Origin of the sequence: Streptomyces aureoversilis, from assembly GCF_042657885.1 — a bacterium.
Taxonomy (GTDB): domain Bacteria; phylum Actinomycetota; class Actinomycetes; order Streptomycetales; family Streptomycetaceae; genus Streptomyces; species Streptomyces aureoversilis.
The window spans coordinates 667,369-691,668 of the sequence record NZ_JBHSKJ010000001.1 but is presented as its reverse complement, the minus strand read 5'-3'; the positions used below and the strand labels follow the sequence as shown (position 1 = coordinate 691,668).

The 24,300-nt window shown below is 74.5% G+C and carries 8 protein-coding genes and 1 pseudogene; all 9 read right to left on the bottom strand.

Annotated features, from left to right (window positions below; genetic code table 11):
- Nucleotides 1-270 precede the first annotated feature (270 nt).
- Nucleotides 271-3,009, bottom strand: a complete 2,739-nt coding sequence (locus ACFPP6_RS02615) for an AAA family ATPase (protein WP_382036623.1) — start codon at nucleotides 3,007-3,009, stop codon at nucleotides 271-273.
- Nucleotides 3,006-5,753 carry an AAA family ATPase gene (locus ACFPP6_RS02610; RefSeq protein ID WP_382036620.1) on the bottom strand — a complete coding sequence of 916 codons (2,748 nt, stop codon included), beginning with the start codon at nucleotides 5,751-5,753 and terminating at the stop codon, nucleotides 3,006-3,008. Before ACFPP6_RS02610 ends, ACFPP6_RS02615 begins: the two co-directional genes overlap by 4 nt.
- Nucleotides 5,754-5,767: 14 nt before the next feature.
- Nucleotides 5,768-8,605 (bottom strand): helix-turn-helix transcriptional regulator, encoded by a 2,838-nt coding sequence (locus ACFPP6_RS02605; RefSeq protein ID WP_382036617.1) that lies wholly within the window; start codon nucleotides 8,603-8,605, stop codon nucleotides 5,768-5,770.
- A gap of 207 nt (nucleotides 8,606-8,812) precedes the next feature.
- Nucleotides 8,813-9,460 (bottom strand): helix-turn-helix transcriptional regulator, encoded by a 648-nt coding sequence (locus ACFPP6_RS02600; RefSeq protein WP_382036614.1) that lies wholly within the window; start codon nucleotides 9,458-9,460, stop codon nucleotides 8,813-8,815.
- A gap of 433 nt (nucleotides 9,461-9,893) precedes the next feature.
- Nucleotides 9,894-10,088 (bottom strand): ferredoxin, encoded by a 195-nt coding sequence (locus tag ACFPP6_RS02595; protein WP_382036611.1) that lies wholly within the window; start codon nucleotides 10,086-10,088, stop codon nucleotides 9,894-9,896.
- A gap of 11 nt (nucleotides 10,089-10,099) precedes the next feature.
- Nucleotides 10,100-11,314 (bottom strand): cytochrome P450, encoded by a 1,215-nt coding sequence (locus ACFPP6_RS02590; protein WP_382036608.1) that lies wholly within the window; start codon nucleotides 11,312-11,314, stop codon nucleotides 10,100-10,102.
- Between the two features lie 336 nt (nucleotides 11,315-11,650).
- Nucleotides 11,651-12,850 (bottom strand): cytochrome P450, encoded by a 1,200-nt coding sequence (locus ACFPP6_RS02585; protein ID WP_382036606.1) that lies wholly within the window; start codon nucleotides 12,848-12,850, stop codon nucleotides 11,651-11,653.
- A 54-nt stretch (nucleotides 12,851-12,904) separates the two neighbouring features.
- Nucleotides 12,905-14,161, bottom strand: coding sequence for a crotonyl-CoA carboxylase/reductase (gene ccrA / locus ACFPP6_RS02580; RefSeq protein ID WP_382036603.1), 1,257 nt, complete (start codon nucleotides 14,159-14,161; stop codon nucleotides 12,905-12,907).
- A gap of 61 nt (nucleotides 14,162-14,222) precedes the next feature.
- Nucleotides 14,223-24,284 (bottom strand): annotated as a pseudogene (locus ACFPP6_RS02575) (type I polyketide synthase); the annotation flags it as partial.
- Nucleotides 24,285-24,300: the final 16 nt, after the last annotated feature.

Genomic DNA, 24,300 nt, shown 5'->3' with positions numbered 1-24,300 from the left:
GCGAGGGCGCGCGGGACGGCACGGCCGTGAGGATGTCCCGGTACGGTCCGGTGCCGGCAGCCGTTCGCGCTTCTCGTCCGGGTGACCGGGGACGCTCACCCGGCCTGTGGAGGCCGGGTGGTGAATCCCGGATCACCCCGAACTGGACGGTATGGAGACCGCTCGAAGAGTGTCAACGAAATCCGGACGGGTCCGCACTAACCCTGTGGCCGCCGGGCCCGGAGGTTCGGTTACTGCAGGTACGGAGGCTTCGGTTCGGTACGGGCCCGGTCAGTCGTCCGCCGGTCCGGGCAGCAGGAGGGAGAACGCGGCCAGTTCGGCCCGTCCGGCGACGTGGAGCTTGCGGTAGGCGCTGGTGAGGTGCTTCTCCACGGCGCGTGAGCTCACCTCCAGCCGTTCGGCGATGTCCTTGTTGGGCACGCCGCTGGCGGCGAGCCCGGCGACCCTGCGTTCGGAGCGGGTGAGCGCCGCCACCGCCACCGGGGTGCGGGAGCCGGCCGGGTCGGCGAGTTCCCGGGACGCCCGCTCGGCGATCCACGGCACGCCGCAGGCGAGGGCCTGGTCGCGGGCGCGCCGCAGCCTGACCTCGCCCTCGGCGTGCCGCCCGGCGGCCAGCAGCCGTCGGCCCAGGAGCAGTTCGGTGCGCGCCGCTTCCATGGTGTTCACGGACTTCTCCAGGAGGCCGGCGGACTCGCGCAGCAGCTCGATGCCCCGCTCCCCCGGCGTGGCCGCGCCCCTGACCCGCTGGACGCGGCCCATGGCGACGGGGGTGCCCCAGGCCACGGCCCGCTCGTACTCCTCGTCGGCGAGTTCGAGGGCCTGCTGGGTCCGGCCCAGGCGGTGGTACAGCCCGGCCGCCCAGGTGCGCCAGGGGACGAGGGCGGGGTTGCGCCATTCGGCGCGTTCCGCCGAGCGGCCCCAGTCGAGGATGTACTCCAGTGCCGTGGCCGGGTCGCCCTCGACGGCCGCGACTGAGCCTCTGAGGAGCTGGAGGGGCGAGGGCCGGAAGTCGTGGTCCGCGATCTCGCGGTGGTGGGCGAGCAGCCGCCGGGCCAGCCCGGTGTCCCGGCTGTGGACGGTGACCATGACGAGGGCGGCCATGGAGGACAGCGTGGCCCACTCCGTCATGCCGAGTCCGAGGGCTTCCTCGGCGTGGGCCCTGGCCTCCTGCAGGCGTCCCCGGGACAGCTGGAGGTGGGCGAGCTCGGTGGCGATCACCGCCCGGGGGGCGGGAGCGCCGTCCCGGCGGGCGCGCTCCCGCGCGATCATCAGCCAGGGGCCGATGGCCTCCAGCGATTCCGCGGCCACCAGGACGCCGGTCAGGTGCGGCAGTGCGGTGTGGACGTGGGAGGGGGCCGCGGGTTCGTGCTGGAGGACGCGGTTGGCGTGGAAGGCGACGTCGGCGGCGGTCATCTGCTGGGTCACGGTGGCGCCGTGCAGGAGCACGGTGACCAGTTCGCGTTCGGCGGCGGTGTGGATCGGGGGCGTGCCGCCCAGGGCGCGCAACCGTTCGGCACAGCGTCCGATCTCACCCGGACCGGCCACGGCGATGTGGCGCAGCCGGGCCTCCAGCCGCAGAGCGGCCTGGCGTTCGGCGCCGCCGAGGCCGTCCGGGTCGCCCAGGTCGGCGGCCACCTTGGCGACGGTGTCGATGACCGGCGGGGGGCAGCTGCCGAGCAGGAAGGGCGGGATGCGGGCGGCGGCGAGCGCGCGCCCGGCGGGGGTGGGGAGCAGGAGGAGGGTCTGGGAGAGGTGCCGCAGGGCGGCCTGCGGGTCGGTGTCGCGCTCCGAAGCGGCCAGGTCGAGCAGCAGGGCTGCCCGGCCGGCGCCGGACGACGAGCTGCCGAGCAGGGCCCGGCGCAGGTAGCGGGCGGCATCCTGGGGGGCTCCGCGGCGTCGCGCGGCGGTTGCGGCGGAGCGCAGTACCTCGACGGTCCAGTCGTCGTGGCACGAGGTGACGGCGAGGAGCCGGGCGGCCGCCCGTTCCGCCGGGTGGCCGCCGCTGTGCAGCAGGTGCGCGGCACGCAGGTGGATGTCCTCGTGTTCCGCGGATGTCATCGATTCCTCGGCGGCCTCCCGTACGGAGGGGTGGACGAAGCGCGGTGCGGGGCCGTCGGTCAGCAGGCCGAGGCGGCGCAGGGACCGTGCGGCCTCCTCGCTGCCGGCGGTGTCGAGCTCCGCGAGGTCGCCGGCCAGTTCGAGGCCTGCGTCCTCGCCGAGGACCGCCAGTGCCCTGGCGAGCCGGCGTACGGGGGCCGGCTGGGAGCGCAGGGCGACGGTGAGGCGCTCGTGCAGTGCGACGGCCCGGGGTTCCGGAACGGCGAGGGCGTGCCCGGGGGACGGTTCGTCCGGGACGAGGGCGGCCAGGGCCGCGGTGAGGAAGAGGGGGTTGCCGCCCGATGCCTGGTGGCATGCGGCGACGTGCGCGGCGCCGCCGGGGCGGCCCAGGTGGTCGGCGACGAGGGCCTCGACGGTCTCCACGGGCAGCGGGGCCAGGTGGAGGGGGACGGCGCGTTCCGTGAGGGCCTGCACCGGTGGTGCGTCCGCGCCCGGCTCGCCCTCCCGTACGCCGACGACCATGGTGGCGCGCACGCCGGGCAGCCGCTTGGCGAGCGCGCCGAGCCAGCGCAGGGAGGGCGGGTCGGCCCACTGGAGGTCGTCCACGAGGACCAGCAGGGGCTTGCCCGCGCTGTACTCGGTGACGAACGAGAGGAGTTCGGCGAACCGGTCCGGGCCGGGTACGGGGTCGAGGGCCCGGCCGCCCGGGAGCGGGTCGAGGAGCTGGCTCACGACGCCGAAGGGGAAGTCCTGCTCCTGCGGGGCGCAGCCGGCGGTCAGGGCGCGCAGGCCGCGCCGTTCGGCGAGCGCGGGCAGCCGCCGCAGCAGGGCGGTCTTGCCGCTGCCGAGGCCGCCCGTCACGGCCAGCAGGCGGCCTTCGCCCCGGTGGGCGGACTCCATCGCCGCGGTGATCAGGTCGAGTTCGCGTTGGCGTCCGCGAAGCGGTGTCATGATGTCGCCTTCGGTTGGTGCCCCAGCGCGGCGGCCAGTCCGGCCCGGCCCTGGATGCCCAGCTTGCGGTAGGTCTTGGTCAGGTGCAGTTCGACGGTGCGCGGAGTGACCGACAGCCGGGACGCGATGGCCCGGTTGGGCAGGCCCTCGGCGGCCAGTGCGGCCACCCGCAGTTCGGCGCCGGTCAGTTCCTGCCGGGGCGCCGGTGCGGGGCCGGGGCCGGGCGGGAGGCTCCGGTCCTCCGCACGCCGGCCCTCCGCACGCCGGCCCTCCGCACCGGCGGCAGGCAGTCTGCCGATGCGGGCCTGGTTGCGGTGGCCGGTGGGGGCGGCGGCGCGCGGGGAGGGGTCCGGTGTGCGCCGGCCGGTGGGCTGCGCGGTACCGGGGCCCGCGGGCGGCCGTCCTCCCTCCGCCACGTTCCCGGGCCGGGCCCCGGGGACGCCCCAGGCGCGTGCGAGGTGCTGTTCCTCGGCGAGGAGGCCGGCGGCCACGGGGTCGTCCGCGGGCGCCCCGCAGGCCGAGGCGGCGACCCAGCGCCAGGGCAGGAACGCGGGGTTGGTCACCTGCCGGGCGAGCAGCCTGCGCCCGCACTCCAGCAGGTCGGCCAGAGCCCGCTCCCGCTGGCCGCGGGCCAGGCGGGTCCGGCCCCGGGCGTAGAACAGGAGGGCCCCGGCCAGTCCAGCCACGGTGCCGTACGGCTGTGCCAGGGCGAGGAGCCCTTCGGCTTCGTCCGGATCGCCCTGTTCCAGCCGCACCAGGGCCGCGAGGGCGATCAGCCCCGGGGTGAGGAACGGAGAGCGGCAGTTGCCGAGCATGGCCTCCTGGGCCCGGTCCAGTGCGTCGGACGCGGCGCCGGGCCGTCCGCGGCCCAGTTCGGCGAGGCCGGTGACGAGCAGGGCCAGGCCGGCCACCGGGCGCACGTCCGCGTACCGGGCGCGTACGAGCACGGTGTCGAGGGCCGTGCAGGCCTCCTCGTGGTCGCCGCTGAGCACCAGTACGTGGCAGGCGGCCACCTGCAGCAGGAGCGGCACGGTGCGGCGGGCGGCCTCCGGGGCGAGGGCGGTGCGGGCCAGGCGGCGGGCCAGGCCGATGTCCTGGCCGCGCAGGGCGGTGCGCCAGGCCGCGGCTGCGGCCTCCGCCGCCCCGGCGGGCTGCGCGGGCAGTGGCGGGACCGGAGGGCTGTCCAGCTCGTGGGCGGCTTCCGGCTCGCTCTGTTCGGCGAGCCAGTACAGGGCGCGCAGGGCGGCCGCATCGTCGCCGTCCGGAGCGGCGCGCTCGGCGGCTCCGGCGATCAGTGGCTGGGCGGCGGCCATGTCGCCGCGGGCCACCAGGAGCTCGGCAGCGCGTACCCAGGCGGGTCCGGCGGTGGCATCGGCGGGGGCGAGCAGGGCCTGGCGCAGGTGCCGGTCGGCGGCCCCCGGGTCGGAGGGCAGGAGGGCGACCGCGAGTTCGGTCAGCAGCGGGACGCGCTGCGCGGGCGGTGCGGGTTCGCGCAGGGCACGCCGGAGCAGCCGGGCGGCGTCGGCCGTCCGGCCGGCGGTGCGGTGGCGGGCGGCCTCGCCGCGCAGGATGCCGACGGCCCAGTCGGCGCCGTCGGACCGCGCGCCCAGCAGCATGCGCGCCACCGCGCTGTCGGGGGCGGCGGCCCGGTACGCCCATGCGGCGGTGCGGGCGTGGAGGGTCTCCCGGCTCTCGACGCTCAGGCCGGCCAGGACGGTCTCGGCCGCCGCCGGGTGCCGGAACGCGGGCCGGTCGCCGGGGAGGAGCAGGCCGGTTCCGGAGAGCCGGGCGAGGGCGCGGGGCGCGTGCGCCCCGGTGAGCGCGGTGATCATGGAGTGGGTGCAGTCGGGCCCGGCGGCCGCGATGACGCACAGAACGGCGCGGAGTTCTTCGGGCAGCACGGTGAGGGTGTGCCGGGTGCGCTGCCGGACGGCCTCCGCGGCGCAGCCGGCGAGGCGGGGCAGGTGATCGGCGGTCGGCCGCCATCCTTGGCACGCGAACTGGCTGGTGAGCGAACGCAGCAGGGCGGGGTTCCCGTCGACGGCACGCACCGCCGCTTCCTGGAACACGGGGTCGGCCGGGGTGTCCCATGCCCGGGCGAGGAGGTCGCCGACGGCGGGGTCCGGCAGCGGGCCGAGGGCGAGGGTGTGCCGGACGACGGTGTGCTCACCGTCCAGGGGGCACGCGTCGATGCGGTCCCCGGGTCCGGCGGGGGCGGCGTCGCTGCGGGAGGTGAGCAGCATCAGGGAGGTGCCCGCGAGGCGGCGGCCGAGGGCCTGCAGCCAGCTCAGGCTCGCCCGGTCGGCGCAGTGGAGGTCGTCGGCGACGAGGAGCAGCGGCTCGGTGCGGGCGGCGGCGAGGAAGTCCCGGCACAGGTCGGCCCGTTCCGGCTCCCACGGGCCCTGGTGCGGCGGCGGGGCCGCGGCGTGGCCGCTGCGCGCCAGGGCCCCGTGCAGTTCGGCGGCGAGGCTGTGGGGCAGGCCGGCCTCCTCCGGGCAGGCCTGGGCGGCGGCGACCCGTATGCCGGCCCGGCCGGCCAGGGCGGCCGCGCGTTCCAGCAGGGCGCTGCGGCCGATGCCGGGCGGTCCGTGCACCTCGGCGAGCACGGGCCGGCCGTGGCGCAGCTGCTGCAGCGCGGCGGAGAGCAGGGCTTCTTCCCGTTCGCGGCCGGCGAGCGGTGAGGGCGCGCCCGGGCCGTCGCCGGGCGGACGGGGAGCGGGCTGCGGGGTGGTGGTCGGTGACATGTCCGTTCTCCCGCTCACCGGCCCGTCGCCTGCAGCCCGGCGGGGCGAAGGCCGCCGGGGAGCTCGGCGCGGCCCCGTACGCCGAGCTTGCGGTAGACGTTGGTCAGATGCATCTCCACCGTGCGGGTGGTGATGAACAGCGTCTCGGCGATCTTCTTGTTGCTCGCTCCGTCGCGCGCCAGGGAGGCCACGCGGCGCTCGCCGGCGGTGAGGGAGTCCAGCGGGCTGGCGGCGAGCTGCGGCATCCGTCCGCCCGCGGTGACCAGCAGTCTGCGCGCGATGGCGGCGAGCAGGTGGTAGCCGCAGTGGGTGGCCCTTTCGATGACGCGGCGAAGGTGGCGGCGTGCGCCGTCGGTGTCGCCGTGGCGCAGCAGTTCGTGGCCGAGCTGGTATTCGGCCTTGCCGAGCTCCAGGCGGGCCGGGGAGGAGGCCAGGGCGTCCACCGAGTCGCCGAGGAGCCGCAGCCGGGTCCGGCCCTCGGCGACGCAGGCCGCGGCGAGCAGGCCCAGGCCGAGGGCCCGGGGGGTGCCCCAGCGCCGGATGTCCGGCTGGACCCGCTCGACGAGCTCGGCGGCCTCGGCGGTCCGGCCGAGACGGGCGAGGGTGGTGGTGGCGGGCAGCCACCAGGGGGCCAGGAGCGGGTTGGCCACGCCTGCTTCCTCCAGGCTGCGGCCGCACCTGCGCCACACGGCCAGGGCGCCTTCCAGGTCGCCCTGTTCGCGCAGCGCCCGGCCGCGGACGTAGAGGTAGTGGTGCCACTCGAAAAGGCGGTGCTCGAGCACGAAGTCGGTGCGCACCAGGCGGTCCAGCACGACGCACGCGTCGGCGGTCCGGCCCGCGGAGAGCAGGGAGCTGCCCAGGGCGATGTGGGCCATGGGCGCGGGGTCGCCCTGCCCGTCCCGCTCGGCGAGCACGAGGGCGGCCTGCGCCTGCCGCAGGGCGCCGGCGATGTCGCCGGCGTCGTGGAGGGCGAGGGACCGGCCGGCCAGCGCCGGGACCCGCACCCTCGCGCCGTGGCGGGCGAGGCCGCCGGCGCAGGAGCGCTCCAGGCCGGCCAGCGCCTCGTCGACGGCGTCCGCCAGGCCGAGCACGGTGGAGGGGCCGATGACCCACCAGCCGGCGGCGGGGGCCTCGTCCTCGACGCGTAGCGCCTTGCGGGCGAGGGCGGCCGCCTCCCCTGCAGGCCTGCCCTCCAGGCAGGCCATGACGCTCATGGCGGCCAGCAGCTGGCGCTCGGCGGGGCTGTCGCCGTGCGGCAGCGCCCAGGTGAGGGACCGTTCGCGGGCCGCGGACATGGCCGTCGTGTCGTTGACGGCGGTGACCAGGAGGGCCGAGGCGACGGTCGTGCGCAGTTCGCGGTCGGCGGGCCCGGGGCCGGTGCCGGCGCCCAGGCCGGCGTCGAGACGGTCCAGGACGTCTCCGAGGATGCCCACGGCGTCGGCCGCGTGGCGGGTCCCGGCGGCCGAGAGGCCGTAGTCGACGGCGATGGCGGCCTTCTCCCGGGCGTCCGGGGCGGCGGTGAGGGCCTGGTGCAGGTGCCAGAGCGCGGCGTCGGGCGCCGTGGGGGCGCAGGCTCTGGCGAGTTCGCGGTGGACGTCCTTGCGTTCGGCGGGCGTGAGCTGTGCCGTCAGGGCGCTCCGCAGGCAGGTGACCACGTCCCTGGTGGCGGTCCGGCCGGGTGATTCGGCGATGGCGTCGCGGAGTACGGCGAGCATCCACGGCTCGTCGATGCGGTCCAGGAAGACGAGTTGGCCGACGATTTCGGCGGCCGGCCGGCCGGCGTCGTTGAGCAGCCCGGCGGCCCGGGACCGCAGTTCCTGCAGGGTGGCGGTCGGCAGGCCTGCCAGAACGGCCCGGCGGAGCGGATCGCCCATCACCGGGCCGCGCCGTCCGGGGGTGACGGCCTCGAACCGGCGCAGCTCGCCGAGGGCGGTCTCCACGTGCCGGGCGGGGACGCCCGACAGTGCTCCCAGCAGGTCGGGCTCGGCGCGGCCGAGGACGGCCAGGGCCGTGGCCACCTGCTGTACGGGGCGGGGCCGGCCGGCCAGGAAGCCGGGGATCAGCGAGGCCAGGATGCTGCGGTGGACCGCGCGCAGCCGGCGCAGGCCGCCGCGGTCAGGGCGGATTCCGGCCCAGCGCAGCCCGGCGAGCAGCCGCCCGAGCAGTTGCGGATTGCCTCCGCAGATCTCCGCGCAGCGCCGGGCGAAGAGCGGGTCGACGGGGCCGCCCAGCACCCCGGCGATCATGCGGCCGGTGCCGGCCTCGCTCATCGGCCCCAGCTCCAGCAGCGTGCAGCGGCCCTGGGCCAGCAGTTCGTCGAGGGCGGCCGTGCCGGGGCCGTCGCTCTCCGTCCGCTGGGCGAGGAGCACGAGGAGGGGGTGTGCGGCGACCCTGCGCAGGACGAAGTCGAGGCAGCGTAGGGAGGTTTCGTCGCACCACTGGGCATCGTCGAGGACGATGGCCAGCGGGCCGTCGGCCAGCAGCCGGAGGACGTGACCGTGGAAGCGGCGGCAGGTCGCGTACAGGTCGGGCGACGGCCCGGCGGGGCCCGGAGCCACGGACTCGGCAGGGCCCGGAGCCGCGGGCCCGGCGGGAGGGGTCAGCACGTCGGTGATCCGGTCGGCCGCGGAACCGCCGCCGGCGGTGCGCACCGTGAAGCCGTCGGCCCGCAGCCGGGCGGTTGCGGCGGCCAGCAGGCTGCTCCTGCCGATTCCGGCCGGTCCCCGGACCAGCAGGGCCTGCGCGCTCCCCGCCCGGGCCCGGCCGGCCTGCCGCAGCACGCCGTTCAGTTCGGCGGAGCGGCCGGCCAGGTCCTGGGAAGTCTCGTGACGCGTCTCGGTACTGACCGCCAAAGCGTTCCTTTCATGAAGCCCGACGCGACCTCGCATGACGGTCGGCGCGTCGGCGGTCGGCCCTCGGGGGGAGCCGGGTTACATGATCCACTCGACACGACAGTAAGAAACCGTACGGCACGATTCCACTCATCTTTGAGTCAGAAGTCAGACATTGTGGCTGAATTGACGCTGGTCGGAGGAGCGGAGGCGAGGAGGCGTGTCCGTTCACTTCACGAAGTCCTCCACGACCTCGGGCGGCCACGTCCCGACCTTGAGCACGCCCATGGAGTAGGCGCGGGAGACCAGGGCGGCGCGGTTGGGCACCTTCAGCTTCCGCAGCAGGCAGGTCACGTGGTACTCGACGCCCTGCCGGCTCAGGTAGAGGCGCGCGGCCAGGGGGACGGTGGAGACGCCGGCGGCGATGCCCTCGAGGATGCGGGCGTCCATCTCGGAGAGGATCTTCTTCCGGTTGGTGACCACGCGCGCCCCTTCGGGCTCCCGGGTCGTGGGCATCATGACCAGGATCGCGGTCGTGCCGGGCAGGCCGCCGCGCACCGCGACCGCGGTGAGGGGAACGGTGAAGGGCGTTTCCTCACCGGGGCCCACGGCGATGACGGGGGTGACGAAGCGCTGGTGCTTGCCTTCGAGGAGGTGGGAGAACTGGCGCATCAGCGGCTGCCGCACGCTCGGATGCACCACGTCGCGGAAACTGCGGCCGCATATCTCCTCGGACGAGCCGTTGAACTGCCGGAAGAACTCCTGGTTCGCCTGCTGGATGGTCAGGGCCCTATCGAGGCTCGCCATGCACAGGCCCGGCTGGTCGGGCTGCTGCTGATGCGCGTCCGCGTACCGTCCCCGGCTGCCGAACGGCATGTCGTGAGCCACGGGACGGGCCGGGTCAATGGCGGTAGGGGCTGCATTCGACAAGGAAGGGTTCCCCTTCAGAAAACTTCATGGAGAGTGGAATTAATTCGAGGCTAGTTAGCGGCGAGACCCGTGGTCAACGATCGCCCGGCGGGGCAGGCTTAAAGCTGCGGCTCCGCGGCAATGGTTCGGTACCCGGCCCGCCGGCACTACGGGGTTCGGTACGGTCGAAGTCGCGCCAACGCCCCCGCCTTCGCGCCATGCTTGAGGCTCTGTTTCACTCCCCCATACGCGAACTATTACCAGGCGATGACACGCCGGTAAAAAGTCGTCGGTCTTTTCTCCGGGCACGGGAACCGCGGGCCGGCCCGGCCCGGCCACGCACGTGGGGGCCGCGACCGTTCACACGGTCGCGGCCCCCACGGCTTGCGGTTCCCGCGACTCATTCGCCGGAGATCGTGACCGCCTGGACCGGACAGGCCATCGGGACGTCGTGCACGCGCGGGTCGCCCGCGCCGTCCTCCTGGCCCGGGAGCAGGGCGACCACCGCATCGTCGTCCTGGGTGAAGACGCCGGGCGCGGTCATGACGCACTGGCCCGAGCCGATGCACCGGTCGCGGTCGATGGTGATGCGCATGGCCCCGGCCCTCACCAGGTCACGGGGAGCTCGACCGGGCCCTGGGCGTCGTGGCCCGCCTTGATGGGCACCTCGTCGACGGGTACGGCCAGCCGCAGGCCCGGGATGCGGGTGACGAGCGTGCCCAGGGCGATTTCGACCTCGGCACGCGCGAGGTTCTGCCCGAGGCACTGGTGGATGCCGTGGCCGAAGCCGACGTGGTGCCGCGCGTTCCGCCGGACGTCGAAGGTGTCGGGGTCCTCGTACGCCTTGGCGTCGCGGTTCATCAGCGAGATGGAGACGACCACGGCGTCCCCGGCCTTGATGGTCTCGCCGCCGACCTCGATGTCCTCCTTGGCCATCCGGACCATGTAGTCCGAGACGGAGGTGAACCGCAGCAATTCCTCGACCGTTCCGGAGATCAGGGCGGGATCGTTGCGCAGCGCTTCGAGCTGCTCGGGGTGTTCGAGGAGGGTGAGGGCGCCGAGGGCGATCGCGTTGACGGTGGTCTCGTGGCCGGCCACCAGCAGGACCAGCGCGATCATGACCACCTCGTTGTGGTCCAGTGCGCCTTCTTCGAGCTGACGTGCAATCAGCTCGTCCAGCAGGCCGTCGCCGGGATCGGCCTGCTTCTTCGCGACCAGGCCGTGCAGGTAGCCGTACAGCGCGGCGAAGGCCGCGTCGGCCTCCGCCGAGGTCGCGGCGCCCACGAAGTCGCGCGAACGCTCCTCGAAGAAGTCGTGGTCGCCGTACGGGACGCCGAGCAGCTCACAGATCGCCATGGAGGGCACGGGCAGGGCGAAGGCCGACACCAGGTCCGCGGTCGGCCCCTTCTCCAGCATGTCGTCCAGCAGCCGGTCGACGAGGTCCTGGATCAGGGGGCGCATGGCGGCCATGCGCTTGACGCCGAAGCTGGGTATCAGCATGCGCCGCTGCCGGGCGTGCTCGGGGTCGTCGACGCCGATCAGCGGGAACGCGAGGCCGCCGCGGTCCTCCGTGCGCTGCACGACGACGGGGAAGACCGGGTGGCCCCAGTCGGAGGACAGCCGGGGGTCGGCGAGCAGCGCACGCCCTTCGGCATGCCCCGTCACCATCCACGCCGGGCGGCCGTCGAACAGCTCCACCCGCGACAGCGGGCCCTGCCCCCGCCCGTCCGCGTAGGACTTCGGCGGCTGATACGGGCAGGTCCGGTCCTGGGGGAAGGAGAGGTCCGGTGACCCGGTGGAGCGGATATCGGTCTCGGTCATGTCGTGCCTTTCAAACGATCAGCGGAGCCGTCATTCATGGATACTGACGAGTAAATTCAATCCGTCAGCAGGGCCTTTCGCGGTTCGATCAACACCTGCTCGTTCAGTCCCGGACCCCGGCTCGGGCAATTACCGAAAGAGCCGCACCGGACCGCCACCTCGTCGGAATCTCAGTGTTCGCCAGGCTATGCGCCCGGCAGTAGGGCAACCCCTAGTCTTCGCGGCCTCCCGGCCCGCCCGGCGGGACCCGGCACGACCCGGCGCCGGAAGGTGAGCAGCGCCCGCGGGCCGCGGGCGCTGCTCACCATGTGGGGGGGCTTCACCGGGGCGCGGGGGTCACCAGGTGACGGGGAGCTCGTGCACGCCGTAGAAGACCATGTCGTTGCGGAAGCGGAGCTCCTCGACGGGCTTGGCCAGGCGCAGGGTCGGGAAGCGCCGGAACAGGGTCTCGAAGACGATCTGGAGCTCGATGCGGGCGAGCTGCTGGCCTATGCACTGGTGGGCGCCGAAGCCGAACGCCAGGTGCGGCGCGGGGCGGCGGGTGATGTCGAAGCGCTCCGGCTCCTCCACGAAGGCGGGGTCGAAGTCGGCGGCCAGGACGTGCGCGACGACCTGCTCGCCCTTGGCGATGTGCACGCCGCCGAGCTCCACGTCCTCGGTGGCGACGCGCTCACCGCCGAACTGGCCGATGGTGAGGTAGCGCAGCAGCTCCTCGACCGCGTTGCCGACCAGCGACGGGTCCTCGCGGAGCAGGGCCAGCTGGTCGGGCCGGTCCAGCAGCAGCGCCGCGCCGAGACCGATCATGCAGGCGGTGGTGTCGTGGGCCGCGATCAGCAGGGTGCCGGCCGCGTTCATGAGGAACATGTCGTCGACGACGCCGTCGGTGTCCTCGGTGGTGATCAGCGCCGAGATCAGGTCGTCACCGGGGTTGGCGCGGCGTTCCTGGACGAGCTGGTAGAGCAGCCCGCCCAGGCGCATGCCGGCGGCCTCGGTGGCGGCGACGTCCTGGTCGACGCGCATCATCGCCTCGGCGATCTCCTGGAACTCCGCCCGCCGCTCGACCGGGACGCCGAACAGGTCGGAGATCACCATGGACGGCACCGGGTTGGCGAAGGTCTTCACCAGGTCGACCGGGCCGCCCTGCGCCTCGATGGCGTCGAGGTGCTCGTCGACGATGCGCTGGATGTTCGGCCGGAGCGCCTGCATGCGCCGGACGGTGAACTCCTTGGCGAGCAGCTTGCGGTCGGCGGTGTGCTCGGGCTCGTCCTGCCACAGCAGGCTGCCGCGGCCGGGCTTCTGGGTGACGACGCCGTCCTGGGTGTGCAGCGCGTGGGGCACCTGGACGCTGAACGAGGGATCGCGGAGCAGGGCGCGTACCTGCTCGTAGCCGGTCACCAGCCACGCCTCCCGGCCGCTGGTGAAGGTCGCCCGGGTCACCGGGGCGGCCGCCCGGATGTCGGCGAGGCCGTCCGGCGGCAGGAACGGGCAGCTGCGGGCCTTGGGGACGGCGGGCGCGCCGGCGGTGGGCTGGGACATGACTCTCCTTGGGACTTGCTGGTGGGAGGGGGAGGGTTCGTACGGCGGGAACGGTCAGGCGGCGGGGAGTTCGAGCGTCGTCTCACCGCGCCGGGGCGCGTTCACGAGGACGGCCATGTTCCCGGAGGGGTGCACGTTGTCGTGCATCATCTGGTGCATGCGCCCGATGTCCTCGAAGCCCTCGCAGGCGGACAGGCAGGGGTCGAGCATGCCGGCGCCGACGAGGCTGATGACCTCGCGGCACTCGCGGGTGCCGGCGTAGTGCGAGCCCTGGAGGCGCTTGGAGCGCATCCACAGGTGGCGCAGGTCGACGTCGCCGTTGTAGCCGGAGGTGCCGCCGCAGATCACCACCATGCCGGCGTTGTCGCACAGGTACATCGAGGTCGGCAGGGTGTCCTGGCCGCTGTGCTCCAGCACGATCCGCGGGGACTTGCGCTCGCCGAGGATCTCCCAGATCTTCTTGCCGATCCCGCGGGCGCCGCGCAGGAACCGCGCCGACGCCTCGGCGTCCCCGACGTCGGGCAGCCGGCCCCAGTGGTCGAAGTCGCGGCGGTTGATGGTGCCCTCCGCCCCGAGGTTGCGGCAGTACGCGGCGCGGTCCTCGTCGGAGACCACGGCGATCGGGATGCCACCGGCGAGCCTGACGATCTGGATGGCCATCGAACCGAGGCCGCCCGCCCCGCCCCAGATGAGGACGGGGTCGCCGGGGCGGACCGTGTTGCCCTGCCAGCCCAGGAGCTGCCGGTAGGCGGTGGGCCCGGTGAGCAGGAAGGCCGCCGACTTCTCCCACGACAGGTGGGCGGGCTTGGGGTGGCACTGGTACTCGTCGACGCGGCAGAACTGTGCGAAGGAGCCGTAGTTGGTCTCGTATCCCCAGGCCTTGATGCTCTCCGAGACCAGGGGGTCCGTGCCCAGCCGGATGTCCTCGGCGGTCTCGTCCCACTGGCCGCTGGTGACCAGCACCTGGTCGCCGACCTTGACGTTGCGGACGCCTTCGCCGACGGCCCACACCACGCCGGAGGCCTCCGAGCCGCCGATGTGGAAGTCCTCGGGCTGGCCCTGGCGCTGACGCATCCCGATGACGTCGACGGGCGTGCCCAGCGAGGACCACACGTTGTTGTAGTTGATGCCGGCGGCCATCACGTAGACCAGCACCTGGCCCCGGCCCACGGCGGGGGTGTCGACGACCTCGGTGCGGAACGCCTGCTTGGGCTCCCCGAAGCGGCTCTGCCGGATCACCGAGGCGTACATCTGCGGCGGGACCTCACCGAGCGGCGGGGTCTCGCCGATCTCGTAGAGCGCCTTCGTCATGTCTGTCTCCCACATCTGCTCTGTCTGGTCCTGGGGGCTCGCGGTGGTCGCGGGCCGGGCATCAGGTCGTTGCGTCCGGAGGGACGGCGGGGCCGGACGGATCCGTGACGATGTCCGCCAGCCAGGACTCCACCGCCGCCGCGGTGGTGCCGGCGTGGTCCTCCATCATCGAGTAGTGGTTCCCGGCCACTTCGACGGTCGTGCCGACGTGCTCGGGGGGTGCCGCGCGTCCGTCGCCGTCCGTCGCGCCGGCCGCCGCCGGCATGGGCTCACTCGCCCGCACGAGCAGGGTCGGCGCGGCGATCTCCGGCGCGGCCCAGTCGTCGAACAGGTGCATGTAGCGGCCCATCGCGGTGAGCTGTTCGCCGCCGGACCTCATGAAGTCCAGGCGCTGCGACTGCGCTTGGGCCATGGCGTTGAGCACCTGGCGGTCGAAGGGGATCTCGCGGCTGAAGCTGTCGACCATCACCACGGCCGCGGGCTTCTCTCCCATGGCCTCCAGGCGGGCCGCCACGCCGTGGGCGATCCAGCCGCCCGAGGAGTAGCCGAGCAGGACGACGGGCTTGCCGCCGGCGCATTCCAGCACGGTCCGCGCGTGCAGGCGGAGCACGGCGTCCACGTCGGACGGGACCGGCTCGCCCTTCTCGTAGCCGGGGTGGGTCAGGGCCCACATGTCCATCCGGTCGCGGAAGGGTGCGGCGAACCGCGCGTACTGGTGCGCCCCGGCCGGTACGACGTAGGGCGAGAAGCACATCAGCGCGAGGGGCCGGTCGCCCTGCGAGAACCGCACCGGGGCGGGCGGACGGTCCAGTTCCTCGGGCCGCTCGAAGGAGCGCCGGAAGCGGGCCGCCTCCATCAGCATCCCCATGGCCTCGGCGGCCGTCCCGTTCTCGCTCGCGTGCTGGTAGAGCTGCACCAGCATGTCGGCCGGCCGCTCCTCCTCCGCGGCGCCGCGGCCCGCGCCGCCGAGCTTCGTCAGCAGGTGCTTGGCGAGCCTGGCGGGCGTGGGGTGGTCGAAGGCCAGTCCTGCGGGCAGCTTGAGACCGGTCGCCGCCGACAGGCGCCGTCGCAGGTCGATCGCGGTGAGCGAGTCGAAGCCCAGCTCCAGGAACTGTGCGGTGGGCGGCACGTCCTCGGCCGACGCGTGGCCGAGGACGACGGCGCTCTGGGAGCGGATGTGCTCCAGCAGCCGCTCCTCCTGCTCGGCCGGGGCGAGTCCGGCGAGTCCGGCCGCCAGGCCCGCTTCGGCGCCGGTCTCCTCGCCGGCGGCCTGCTCGGCCTCCAGGAGCCGCTGTACGTCCGGCAGGTCGGCCAGCAGCGGGCTGGGCCGTCCCACGGTGAAGGCGGGCAGGAACTTCTCCCAGTCGACGGGGGCGACGGTCAGGGCCGCCTCGTCGTGCTCGACCGCCTGGTGCAGTGCGGAGATGGCCAGCTCGGGGGCCATGAAGCCCAGGCCCCGCTTCTCGCCGCGCTCCTGGACCGCGTCGTCGACCATGCCGCCGCCTGCCCAGCCGCCCCAGGCGAGCGAGGTCGCGGTCAGGCCGCGGGCCCGCCGCCGCAGTGCCAGGGCGTCGAGGAAGGCGTTGGCGGAGGCGTAGGAGGCCTGTCCGCCGCTGCCCCAGACGCCGGCGCCGGAGGCGAAGAGGACGAAGGCGTCCAGCTCGCGGCCGTCGAGCAGCTCGTCCAGGTGGACGGCGCCGGTGACCTTGGAGGCCGCGGCCTCGGCGAACTCGTCGAGGCCGGCGTGGGTCAGCATGGACGACCGTGCCGTGCCGGCGGCGTGCAGCACCGCGGTGAGCGGGTGCCGGGACTCGATCCCGGCGAGCAGCCGCGCGACCGCGTCGCGGTCGGCGATGTCGCAGGCGGCGATGGTGACTTCGGCGCCCAGTGCGGTCAGCTCCGCGTGCAGTTCCTGCGCGCCGGGGGCGTCGGGCCCGCTCCTGCTGGTCAGGACCAGGTGCTGGGCTCCCGCACCGGCGAGCCAGCGGGCGAGGTTGCGGCCCACGCCGCCGGTTCCGCCGGTGACCAGGACGGTGCCGCGGGGCCGCCACGGCGTGGCGGGTTCCGCGTCGGCGGGCCGCGCACGGACCATGCGCCGGCCGAAGACGCCGTCGGCGCGTACGGCGAGCTGGTCCTCCTCGTGCTGGGCCAGCACTCCGGCCAGGCGGCGCAGTGCGTGCTCGTCCAGCGCCTCGGGCAGGTCGACCAGGCCGCCCCAGCGCCGGGGCAGTTCCAGCGCGGCGACGATGCCCAGGCCCCACAGCTGTGCCTGGTCGGGGTCGCGCAGCGGATCGGAGGCGCCGGTGGACACGGCGCCGCGGGTCGCGCACCACAGGGGTGCCTGGACGTCCAGGTCGCCCAGCGCCTGCAGCAGGGTCACGGTCGCGGCGAGGTTCGCGGACAGCGTCGGGTGGGCCGGGTGCCGGCCGGGTGCGAGGCCGAGCATCGAGAGGACTCCGGCGGGCTGTTCGGTGCCGAGCTCCTCGGCGAGCCGGTTCGCGGCGTCCGCGCGGTCGCAGTCGACGGGGAGTTCGACGACCCGCACCTTGGCGCCGTGGGCGCCGAGCACTCCGACGACGCAGGGCGCCCACTCCTCGTCGGCCAGTCCGGCGGGGAGGACGGCGAGCCACAGGCCGTCCAGGTCCGGGGCCGCCGGGGTGTCGGTGAGCTGGCGGAAGGTGACGCGGTAGCGCCAGCCGTCCACGGTGGACTTCTCGCGGCTGCGGCGGCGCCAGGCGGACAGGACCGGCAGCGCCGGGCCGATGAGGGCGGCGTCGTCCGCCCCGAGCTCACCGGCGAGCCCGGGCAGGTCCGTGTTCTCGACCAGTTCCCAGAACCGGGCCTCGACCGGATCGGCGCCCGCGGGTGCCGGGTCGGCGCCCTCCAGCCAGTACCGCTGCCGCTGGAACGCGTACGTCGGCAGGTCCACGCGCGCTTCGGGATGCCCCGCGAAGGGGACCGTCCAGTCCACGTGCACGCCGTTGACGTGCAGTTCGGAGACGGAGCGCAGGAAGCGGTCCATGCCGCCCTGGTCCCGGCGCAGCGACGCGCCGGTCACGGCGTCGGCACCGGCCTCCTCCGCGATCTCCTGCACGGCACCGGCCAGCAGCGGGTGCGGGCTGCACTCGACGAACACCCCGTGCCCGTCCTCCAGCAGCGTCCGCACGGTCTGCTCGAACTCCACCGTGCGGCGGGCGTTGCGGTACCAGTACTCGGCGTCCAGGGTGGCGGTGTCCAGCACCGCGCCGGTCACCGTGGAGTGGAAGGGGATGTCCGCCGTGCGCGGCGCGACCGGGGCCAGCAGCTCCAGGAGCTCCGTGCGCAGGCTCTCGACCTGGGCGGAGTGGCCGGCGCCGGTGGCTCCGCGGACCTTGCGCACGCGGACGCCTTCGCCTTCGAGCTCCGCCAGCAGTTCGTCGACCGCGCCGGGCTCCCCGGAGACGGTCAGGGCGGCGGGCCCGTTGACGGCGGCGACCGACAGCCGGTCCCCGTACTTCTCCAGCCGCGCGCGGGCCCGGTCGGCGGGCATCGCGACGGCGAGCATCGCGCCCTTGCCGATGAGCTTGGTAAGCGTGCGGCTGCGCAGGGCCACGATCCGGGCCGCGTCGTCCAGCGTCAGCGCCCCCGCGACGTACGCGGCGGCGACCTCGCCCTGCGAGTGGCCGACGACGGCGGCGGGCGTCACTCCGTAGGAGCGCCACAGGGCGGCCAGCGACACCATCACCGTGAACAGCGCCGGCTGGGCGACCTCCACGTCCGCCATGCCCGGGGCGCCCGGCTCGGCGCGCAGGACGTCGAGCAGCGGCCAGTCGAGGTAGGGGGCGAAGGCCTCGGCGCAGGCCTTCGCCCGCTCGGCGAAGACCGGGGAGGTCTCCAGGAGTTCCCGGGCCATCCCGGTCCACTGCGAGCCGTGGCCGGGGAAGACGAGCACGACCTTGCCGGAGGCCGTGGTGGATCCCTGGACCACGGTGTCCGCGGGCTCGCCCTCGGCGAGCGCCGCGAGCCCGGCCCGCAGTTCGTGCCGGTCGCGGCCGACGACCACGGCCCGCTGCTCCAGCTGTGTCCGCGTGGTGACGAGGGCGCGGCCCACGCCGGGCAGGGAGAGCCCTTCGGTGCGGTCGAGGTGGTTCAGCAGCCGGCGGGCCTGCTCGCGCAGGGACCGCGCGGTCTTCGCGGACAGCGCCCACGGGAACACGTCCAGGGCCTGGGCCGTGGCGGTGCCGTCCGGGGTTGCGCGGGTCTGCTCGTCCTCGGCGGCGGGCCCGGCCTCCGGGGCCTGCTCGATGATGGTGTGCACGTTGGTGCCGCTCATGCCGAACGAGGAGACGGCCGCGCGCCGGGGCCTGCCCCGGTCGGGCCAGGCGGTCTGCTCGGTCAGCAGGCGTACGTTCCCACTGGCCCAGTCGACGTCCGGGGTCGGCTCCTCGACGTGCAGGGTCTGCGGCAGGACGCCGTTGCGGATGGCCATCACCATCTTGATGACGCCGCCGACGCCCGCGGCCGCCTGGGAGTGGCCGATGTTGGACTTCAGCGAGCCGAGCCACAGCGGGTGCGTTTCGCGCTCCTTGCCGTACGTGGCCAGCAGCGCCTGTGCCTCGATGGGGTCGCCGAGCTTGGTGCCGGTGCCGTGGGCCTCCACGGCGTCCACCTCGCCCGGGGCGAGCCGGGCGTTGGCCAGGGCCTGCCGGATCACCTGCTGCTGGGCCTTGCCGCTGGGGGCGGTCAGGCCGTTGGAGGCGCCGTCCTGGTTGACCGCGCTGCCCCGTACGACGGCCAGCACCTCGTGCCCGTTGCGGCGCGCGTCGGACAGGCGCTCGACCAGGACCAGGCCGACGCCCTCGGCGAAGCCGGTGCCGTCGGCGGTCGAGGAGAACGCCTTGCAGCGGCCGTCGGCGGACAGCGCGCGCTGCCTGCTCGACATCGTGAACGCGGACGGGCCGGCCATCACCATCACGCCGCCGGCCAGCGCCATCGAGCACTCGCCGTTGCGCAGTGCCTGCACGGCGAGGTGGAGGGCGGTCAGCGAGGACGAGCAGGCGGTGTCGACCGTGACCGACGGCCCCTGCAGGCCGAAGGCGTAGGAGAGGCGGCCGGTGATCACGCTGGCCGCGTTGCCGCTGGGGATGTAGCCCTCGACGCCGTCGGGCACCTTGAGCGGGCGGGCGGTGTAGTCCTGGTAGCCGGAGCCGACGAACACGCCGGTGCCGGTGGAGCGCACGGTGTGCGGGGCGATCCCGGCGCGTTCGAAGGCCTCCCACGTGGTCTCCAGCAGCAGGCGCTGCTGCGGGTCCATGGCGACGGCCTCGCGCGGGCTGATCCCGAAGACGGCGGGGTCGAACTCGTCCGCGTCGTGCAGGAATCCGCCCTGGGTGGTGTACGTGGTGCCGGGGTGGTCGGGGTCCGGGTGGTAGAGCGCCTCGACGTCCCAGCCGCGGTTGCCGGGGAAGCGGGAGATCGCGTCGCGGCCGGAGGCGACCAGCTCCCACAGGTCCTCGGGCGAGCTCACGCCGCCGGGGTAGCGGCAGGCCATGCCGATGATGGCGATCGGCTCGTCCAGTACGGCGGCGGCCGCCGAGGCGTCGGCCTCCGGGCCCTCCCCGCCGGTGAGTTCGGTGAGCAGGTGGGCGGCGAGGTCCGCGGCCGTGGGGTGGTCGAAGACCAGGGTCGTGGGCAGGGCCAGGCCGGTCGCCTCGTTGATCCGGTTGCGGAGTTCCACCGCGGTCAGGGAGTCGAAGCCGAGGTCGCGGAAGGGCCGGTCGGCCTCGACCGCGCCCGCTCCGCGGTGGCCGAGGACGGTGGCGGCGTGCGTGCGCACGAGGTCCACGAGGGCGCGTTCCCGGTCCTCGGGCGGCAGCCCGGCCAGGCTCCCGGCGAGCGCCCCGGAGGCGGGGCCCGTCCCGGGCGCGTCCTCCGCGAGCGTGGCGCGCACCTCGGGGAGGTCGCCGAGGAGCGGGCTGGGGCGGCCGAGGGTGAACGGCACGATGAAGCGCGACCAGTCCACGTCGGCCACGGTCAGCAGCGTCTCGTCGCGGTCGAGTGCGCGCTGCAGGGCGGTGATCGCCGAGTCGGGGGTCATCGCGCGGAGCCCGCGGCGGCGCAGCCGCTCCTCGTCGTCCCCGTCCTCGACCATGCCTCCGTCGGCCCAGGGGCCCCAGGAGACGGCGGTCGCGGTGAGGCCCCGGTCGCGGCGCTGCCGCGCGAGCCCGTCCAGGAAGGCGTTGCCGGCGGCGTAGGCGGCCTGGCCGCCGCTGCCCCAGACGCCGGAGATGGAGGAGAAGAGGACGAAGGCGTCGAGCTCCTGATCGCCCAGCAGCTCGTCCAGGTGCGCCGCGCCGCCGGCCTTCGCCGCGAGCGCGGCGGCGAAGGCGGCCGGGGTCGTGTCGGCCACCATGCCGGCGTCGGCGACTCCGGCGGTGTGCACGACGGCGGTGAAGGTGTGCCCGGCAAGCAGGGCGGCGACGGCGCCGCGGTCGGCAACGTCGCACGCGGCGACCGTGACGCGGGCGCCGAGGGCCTCCAGTTCGGCTCGCAGTGCGGCGGCGCCCGGCGCGTCCGGGCCCCGGCGGCCGGCGAGCACGAGGTGCTCGGCGCCGTTGCGCGCCAGCCAGCGGGCGACGTGGCCGCCCAGCGCACCCGTACCGCCGGTGATCAGGACGGTGCCCCGGGGCTGCCAGCGGCGGGTGGCGGGGCGGGCCGGTGCGTGGGCGAGCCGCCGGGCGAAGACGCCGGAGGCGCGGACCGCGAGCTGGTCCTCGTCCCACCCGCCCGGCCGCGCCTGTGCCAGCACTCCGGCGAGGCGTGCGGCGGCCTGCTCGTCGACGGTCTCCGGCAGGTCGATCAGGCCGCCCCAGCGCCGGGGCAGCTCCAGGGCGACGGTGCGGCCCAGGCCCCAGACCTGGGTGTGCCGTGCGTTGCGTACGGCGTCGGAGGCGCTGACGGCCACCGCGCCGGAGGTGAGGCACCACAGCGGGGCGTCGACGCCCGCGTCGCCCAGGGCCTGGACGAGCAGCAGCGTGGGCAGTACGGGGTCGTCGGTGAGGAGCAGGGACAGCACGCCGTCGACCGGTCCGAGCCCGGCCAGTTCCCGTGCCAGCCCGTCGCGGTCGCTCGCCGCGCCGACGGCCACGGTCCGCACGTCTGCGCCGCGGGCGGTGAGCGCGGTGCGGACCGCGACGCTCTGTTCGTTCCGGTCCTCGGACACGGCCAGCAGCCAGGTGCCGCCGAGGGCGGCCGGAGCGAGCTCGCCCAGGCGCTTCCACGACTCGCGGTATCGCCGGGATTCGGAGGCGGACTGCTCCTTGCGCTGCCGCCGCCACGACGACAGCGCCGGCAGGACGTCACTGAGCGCGTCCTCGGCACCGACGTCCAGGGTCTCGGCGAGGGCCTGCAGGTCCTCGCGCTCCACGGTCTCCCAGAACTCCGCGTCCACCGGATCCGCCGCTGCGGCAGCGGCGGCCTCCGGCGTATCCACCCAGTACCGCTCGTGCTGGAACGCGTACGTCGGCAGGTCGGTCGTCCGCGCACCGGAGTAGAAGACGCTCCAGTCCACCGCGACGCCGTGGGTGTGCAGGTGTGCCAGGGCCGTGACGAGCGCCTGGCGCTCGGGGCGGTCGGCGCGCAGGACGGGGACGGTGACCGCGCCGTCGTCCAGGCAGCCCTGGGTCATCCCGCTCAGGACGCCGCCGGGACCGATCTCCACGAAGGTGGTGACGCCCAGGTCGTGCAGGGTCTGGACACCGTCGGCGAAACGGACCGCTTCGCGGACGTGGCGGACCCAGTACTCGGCCGTGTACGCCTCGACGAGCCGGCCCGTGACGTTGGAGATGACCGGGAGCTGCGGTGCGCTGAAGGACAGGCCCCGGACGACCTCGGCGAAGTCGTCCAGCATCGGGTCCATCAGCGGCGAGTGGAACGCGTGGCTGACCTTCAGACGGGAGGTCTTACGCCCCTGCCCGGTGAAGACCGCGGCGACCTTGAGGGCCGCCGTCTCGTCACCGGAGATCACCACCGACTGCGGGCCGTTGACCGCGGCGATGCCCACCCCGTCGGTGAGGTGCGGGAGTACCTCGTCCTCGGTGGCCTGGATCGCCACCATCGCACCGCCCGCGGGCAGCGCCTGCATCAGCGCGGCGCGGGCGGACACGAGCCTCGCCGCGTCCTTCAGCGACAGCGCGCCGGCCACATGTGCCGCCGCGATCTCGCCCACGGAGTGGCCCACGACGAAGTCGGGCCGGACTCCCCAGGATTCGAGGAGCCGGAACAGCGCGACCTCTACGGCGAACAGCGCGGGCTGGGTGCACCCGGTCTGGTGAAGCGTTTCCGTATCGACGTCGACGGGCGCGTCCAGATGCGCACACACCTGGTCGTACGCCTCCGCGAAGACCGGGAACGCCTCGTACAGCTCACGCCCCATGCCGATGCGCTGCGAACCCTGACCGGAGAAGAGGAACCCGGTCTTTCCACCGGCGGGGCGCCCGAGCAGCACACCGGGCGACGGGGTTCCGGCGGCCAAGTCGCGGAGGCCGTGGAGGAGTTCCGCACGGCTCTCCCCCACCACCGCGGCCCGGTGACGCAGGGCCGCCCGGGTCGTGGCCAGCGACAATCCGACATCCGCCGGCGATACGTCACCGTCGGCGACGGACAGCAGCCGGGCCGCCTGGGCCCGCAGCGCCGCGTCGCTCTTGGCGGAGAGCAGCCAGGCCAGCGGGCCGGCGGCGGGGGATCCCGCGGGCTCCTCGCCGAGGGCCGGGGCCTGTTCGATGATGGTGTGCGCGTTGGTGCCGCTGACACCGAAGGACGAGACGGCTGCCCTGCGCGGGTGGTCGGACTCCGGCCAGGCGACGGCCTCGGTCAGCAGGCGGACGTCACCGGCCGTCCAGTCGACGTGCGGCGTCGGCTCGTCGACGTGCAGGGTCTGCGGCAGCACGCCGTGGCGCATCGCCATGACCATCTTGATGATGCCGCCGACACCGGCAGCGGCCTGCGAGTGACCGATGTTGGACTTCAGCGAGCCCAGCCACAACGGCCGTCCCTCGGGCCGCTCCCGGCCGTACGTGGCCAGCAGCGCCTGCGCCTCGATCGGGTCGCCCAGCGTCGTGCCCGTACCGTGCGCCTCCACCGCGTCGACCTGGGCGGGAGACAGGCCGGCCGAGGCCAGGGCCTGGCGGATGACCCGCTGCTGCGCGGGCCCGTTCGGCGCCGTCAGACCGTTGGAGGCGCCGTCCTGGTTCACCGCGCTGCCCCGCACGACCGCGAGGACCCGGTGGCCGTGGCGGCGTGCGTCGGACAGCCGCTCCACCAGCAGCATGCCGACACCCTCGGCCCAGCCCGTACCGTCCGCCCCGGCGGCGAACGGCTTGCACCGTCCGTCCGGGGCAAGGCCGCGCTGGCGGCTGAACTCCACGAACGCGGTGGGCGTGGTCATGACCTGCACACCGCCGGCCAGCGCCATCGAGCACTCGCCGCTGCGCAGCGCCTGGATCGCCCAGTGGAGCGCCACCAGCGACGACGAACAGGCGGTGTCGACGGTGACGGCCGGGCCCTCCAGGCCGAAGGTGTAGGCGATGCGGCCGGACATCACGCTGGCCGAGTTGCCGGTCCCGAGGTGGCCGTCGGACTCGCCGGCCACCCCGAGCAGGAGGTTGACGTAGTCCTGGTAGCCGGAGCCGACGAAGACACCGGTACGGCTCCCACGCACCGACTCCGCGTCGATGCCGGCCCGCTCGAACGTCTCCCACGTGGTCTCCAGCAGCAACCGCTGCTGCGGATCCATCGCCACGGCCTCACGCGGACTGATCCCGAAGAACCCCGGGTCGAACTCCCCCGCCTCGTAAAGGAATCCGCCGTGCCGCGCGTACGTCTTGCCCGACGCCTCCGGGTCCGGGTCGTAGATGTCCTCCACGTCCCAGCCCCGGTCGGCGGGGAACTCCCCGACCGCGTCGCCACCGGAGGCCACCAGCTGCCACAGGTCCTCCGGCGAGCGCACGCCGCCCGGATACCGGCACGCCATGCCGACGATCGCGATGGGTTCCTGGTCCTTCTCCTCGACCTCGCGCAGGCGCTCCCGGACCTGTCGGAGGTCCCCGGTGACGCGCTTGAGATACTCGAGAAGCCTGTCTTCGTTGCTGCTCATCCGCCCC